General features: G+C 38.3%; 5 protein-coding genes. 2 read left to right on the top strand and 3 right to left on the bottom strand.

The genetic code is table 11. The features are described 5' to 3' along the window. Positions 1 to 303: 303 nt before the first annotated feature. A complete protein-coding gene (pyrE, locus tag IM485_RS17545; protein WP_104396111.1) occupies positions 304 to 891 on the bottom strand; it encodes an orotate phosphoribosyltransferase in 588 nt (195 codons plus the stop codon). Between the two features lie 276 nt (positions 892 to 1,167). Here pyrE and IM485_RS17540 point away from each other — a divergent pair, with 276 nt between their 5' ends. After that, the gene (locus IM485_RS17540; protein ID WP_287744658.1) at positions 1,168 to 1,620 is read left to right on the top strand and encodes a porin; all 453 of its coding nucleotides are present in this window, start codon (positions 1,168 to 1,170) and stop codon (positions 1,618 to 1,620) included. Between the two features lie 114 nt (positions 1,621 to 1,734). Here IM485_RS17540 and IM485_RS17535 read toward each other — a convergent pair whose 3' ends face one another. After that, positions 1,735 to 3,729, bottom strand: a complete 1,995-nt coding sequence (locus IM485_RS17535; RefSeq protein ID WP_287744655.1) for an ABC transporter ATP-binding protein/permease — start codon at positions 3,727 to 3,729, stop codon at positions 1,735 to 1,737. Between the two features lie 173 nt (positions 3,730 to 3,902). Then, complete coding sequence (locus tag IM485_RS22810; protein ID WP_353846023.1) at positions 3,903 to 4,478, bottom strand: acyltransferase; 576 nt, start codon at positions 4,476 to 4,478, stop codon at positions 3,903 to 3,905. A gap of 103 nt (positions 4,479 to 4,581) precedes the next feature. On the opposite strand from IM485_RS22810, the gene IM485_RS17525 reads away from it, so the two are divergent. After that, positions 4,582 to 4,644 (top strand): IS630 transposase-related protein (locus IM485_RS17525; RefSeq protein WP_271948249.1); only part of this gene is annotated, 63 nt, incomplete at its 3' end.

Raw genomic sequence — 4,644 nt, 5'->3', positions numbered from 1 at the left:
TGCAATTCCACCAGAACAAGAGGATGAACGGTATCGTCAGCGACTTCTTCACAATTTGCAACGCAAAGCCCAGAAATTAGGTGCTAAGCTTATCTTAGAAACCCAGTCTGACTCTGCCTAAAATTCTAGTTTCTTAGAAGACTCTGAATCTATCAATGTTCTCATCTGTTTCTTAGCGCCGACAACCTCAGCTAGTTACCAATTATTCACAGGAAAAAAATACAGCCATTTTCTCAAGGCAACATCCGATAAGTTTTACCCACTGTTAAAACCCAGTTATCGAGCGTTTCTCGCCAATCGCCGCTATTTTTTCTGATAAGCCGCCTGTAGGTCCCGAATCGAAAACAAAGCTTGAAACTGTATTCCCTGAGATTGGTAAAATTCCGCCCCTCCTTGCTCTCTATCCACCAAAGCAATGATTAAATCTACTTGATAACCCGCATTGCGTAATCTTTCTACCGCTACCATAGCACTTTTCCCCGTTGTCACCACATCTTCGAGGACAACCACCGCGGCACCGGGGTTTAAAGTCGGCCCCTCGATATAAGCCATAGTGCCGTGACCTTTTGCCTCTTTACGGACGATTAAAGCTGGAATCGGTCGATTTTCGTAGGCAGATACCACACTAACGGCGCTGACAATCGGATCCGCTCCTAGGGTTAATCCTGCCACCGCTTGGGTATCTGGAGGCAGTAGAGACAGCAATAAACGCCCCACGGCTAAAGCTCCCTCCCCAGTCAGGGTAACTTGTTTACCGTTGATATAGTAGCTGCTTTTTTGTCCTGAAGACAGGGTGAAATCCCCCTCTCGATAGGCAAGACGCACAAGAGCATCGAGGAGAAATTGACGCAGGGAAGCAGTATCGAGATTCGCTACCGAGGAATTAGCCATATTTTCAGGATTAGGAGTCTGACTGACTCCAAAATTTCGGTTACAATTAAGCCAAAAGTCATTATATAGCGTTTTTCAGTCTGCTGAGGTACAAAAGTTATGGGTTTTAGGCAAAAGGCAAGAGGCAAAAGGCAAAGGGGAAGGGGAAGAAAAACAGGTGTACCTCACTAGCATAGGAAACGCTATATATTGACTCGATCGCTAGTATTGATTTCTTTCTCATCCCATTGAAGCAATTTTTTAATTAACCCTATCCCTGTGAGGAGATTTTTGCCCATGCGCGCTAAGTTTTTACTTCCTTCCCTGTTTTGTTTAACCGGTTTAGTCTGGTTGAGTTCGCCTAATGCGATCGCTGAAACTCCACCCGCCACCAATCCCCCACCGGTAAAAATCCAACAATTGCAACTTGTCCCCTCTCCCGATACGGCGGTGGGATTTAATAATATCCCCGGTTTGTTTAACCGCGCTGTTAATAACAATACGGGTCGTTTCTACGACTACGCCAGCATTTTAGGACAGTTAAACTCTCTTTTTGGTTGGCGTACTTTTCCCCAAGGTTCCTATTTCGATAATATGATTACCCGGGATGCTAAATTGACCGAAACTTTATACTATGATGTCATGCAACAGCAACAGTCTGGCCCTTTAATTCGCACCCAAGATTTACCCAATCCCTTCGATACTTCTCTACAGGAAAATCCCAGTTATTTAAGTCCTGGCGGCTTTTAATTCGCCAATTCAACTCGGAATTGGCGAACAATGTAATGGGTCGAGAATCTTCTTTGAAGGTTCCCGAACTGCGGCAAGATGCCTTTTTAAGTTCGATCGAAGCTCCTTGAGAAGCTAAACTCTCACCCATTTGGCAATATCAAGAGTTTTGTCATAACGATAGCTCATGCCATCATTGGCAACAATCGTTTGACCTCGACGGGCTTTGTTTTTGATGGTACTTAAGCTATAGTTGGTCAGTTTTTGCATTTCTTGATGGGTAAAATTGTCTTGATTGTTAATTTCAGAGACAATTTCTATCGTTTCATCAACGGTTTTGGTATTGTTAGAATGAGTTGCAATCGCTGCTGATGGATGATAGTCTTCCATCCTCATTAAGCGCCAAGTAGAATCCTCGGAAAGTTCCAAAACCTTTTGATGGTAGTTAAACAAACTTTCTCGATGTCCGACACTAATAAAGGTCTTGCCAGTTTGTTGTAACTGTTTATATAAATGATCTTCATTTTTTAAATCTAAAGCACTGGTGGCTTCATCTAAAATCACAAAATCTGGCTGATTAACGAATAGTCGCGCAAAGGCTAGACGTTGTTGTTCTCCTAAGGATAAAATATTTTCCCAATCCACTTCCTCATCAAAATTTTTGATGCGATTAAGAACATCTTGCAGGTTAACTTCTTGTAAGATTTCTTTTAATTGGGTTTCACTCATCTCCGTTGTCGTTTGAGGATAAATTAGCTGTTCGCGCAAGTTTCCCAAAATGATGTAAGGACGTTGGGGTAAAAATAATAAATCGTCGAGGGGAGGTCGCACCAAATGACCTGTACCTGTATTCCATAACCCAGAAATAGCGCGTAAAAGAGAACTTTTTCCTCGACCACTTGGCCCAACAATTAATAAACCTTCCCCTGGTTCAACGGACAGGGATAAATGTTCGACAATCACTTTAGCGGCATCGGGAGTTTGTAAGGTGACATCATCAAAAGCTAGATTGTTATCTTCAATGACTTTAATGGTATTAACTGGGTTGGTTTGTTCGCTTACACCCTCTAAAGCTTGGTAAAACTCTTCTAAACGTTCAATATAATTGATAAACTCACCGGAGCGTCCAAATTCATCCACTAACACGGATAAGGCTGTGGAAAAGAAATAGCAACAATAGCTGACTTGGTTAACTTGTCCAAACTCAATTTCACCACTAATATATAATGGGGAAACAATTAAGAAGGGGAAGATTTGAACAATGGATTGATAGCCGCGGTTAAAAAATTCTTGGGTTCTTTCCCAATTAATTCTTTCAATCATGATTTTAATCACCTGATTGAACTTTCTTTGAATAATATTTAACTCTTTTTCTTCCCCTCTAAAAAATGCAATTGATTCGGCGTGTGTCCGAACATGAGTCATGGCGTATTTATAGGTTCCTTCGATTTCTAATTGTTGTTTATTGACTTTATTTAATTGTTGAGTAATATAGGTGGCAACAATATTTCCAATAATCGTATAAACCAGAAGCACAATAGAAATGGTTTTAGAAATTGACCAAAGAATGGCAATAAAAACCAGCATCTCCATAACTTTTTCAACACAGGTTGTTAAAAAGTCCATCGTTGTTCTGGCAATGGGTTGAATTTCTTGGGATAAACGTTGATCTGGATTTTCAATATCTCCTTTAAAATTGATTTGATAATAAGCACGATTTTTAAAATATTTTTGCAAGATACTACTATTGATCCATTGATACCAATCCAGCGCAATTAGTTTTTTAAGAAACCTAGACAATCCTGTGAAAAAAGTCATACTGCCTAGGGTAATCCCATAAATAATGACAAAATGAGTTAATTTTTCTGCATCCCTAGCTTCTGTGAAGGTAATTAAGTCTCTAAAAACAAAACTATTAAACGCATTAAGACCTACTAATCCCACTAATAATAAAAACAATAAAACGAGCATTCCCCAGGAACGAATAATCTGTGAAAAGGCTCTATCCTGGTGTTCTTTAGGATACCAATAAACTTGAATAAATCTTAAAAATTCTTGAAGAGATTGATTGAAAGTTCGGACATCTTCTTTGAGATTTATACTATCTGAGGTTTTTTCTGCAACATTCATAGGATTCTCCTTGATCTAAAATGGGGGACATTAGAACTTTTAATGTCTATCTCTTGAGTTAGACATCAATTCAGCATACCATAAAAATCTGCATTATTATCACAAATTATATTACTACTATTTTCTGGCTTTTCTACAGATCAGGAATGAATATTAACCGAATTGGATCAGATTCATAATCGTTTGATAATTTTGGCAGGATTACCCGCAACGATGGTAAAAGGTTCTACATCTTGTGTCACCACCGAACCTGCTCCAATAATTGCTCCTTTCCCAATCCTAACCCTTTTAAGAATCGCAACATTAAATCCGCTCCAAACATGATCTTCTATCACCACAGGTGCAGATTTTATATCAAGATATTTAGCATCCTTAATCAGATTATTCAAAATGACGACTTCCACAAATTCTTTCTGTCTTAAAACATAATTTAATGAATGAGCATCGGTATCATAAATACTGACATCATCGGAAATTATAACTTCGTTTCCAATTTTGATAGAAGTAGCTGATCTAATTCGAGTTCCTTCACCAATATAACAATTTCTCCCTATTTCTATTTTTCCACCATAAGGAAATATAGCTAATTCTCCGATAATTACTGTATTCTCTCCAATTTGAATTAGAGTTTTATCCTCCCTATAGTTTATACACTTTCCGATAAATTTGACGGAACTGTGAAATGTAGGATTGTCGGAAAGTTTTTTATGTTTTTCGATCCGTTCTTGTTCTTCTAAAAATTTTGAAATTAATAAATATAATTGATGTTTTAAATTATAGTCATTTCAAATAAGTATGATACAAGTAAAAAATAAGGTAAAATAAGGAGAAACAAGCAACCCATCCAGAAAAATGTCCTATAGCCTAGACTTGAGAAAAAAAGTAATTGATTATGTAGAGAATGGAGGAAGCATA

The sequence above is a fragment of the Microcystis sp. M169S2 genome, assembly GCF_020245865.1.
Taxonomy (GTDB): Bacteria; Cyanobacteriota; Cyanobacteriia; order Cyanobacteriales; family Microcystaceae; genus Microcystis; species Microcystis ichthyoblabe_A.
Note: the sequence above shows the minus strand (reverse complement) of the source record. Positions and strands in the feature narration are given on the sequence as shown.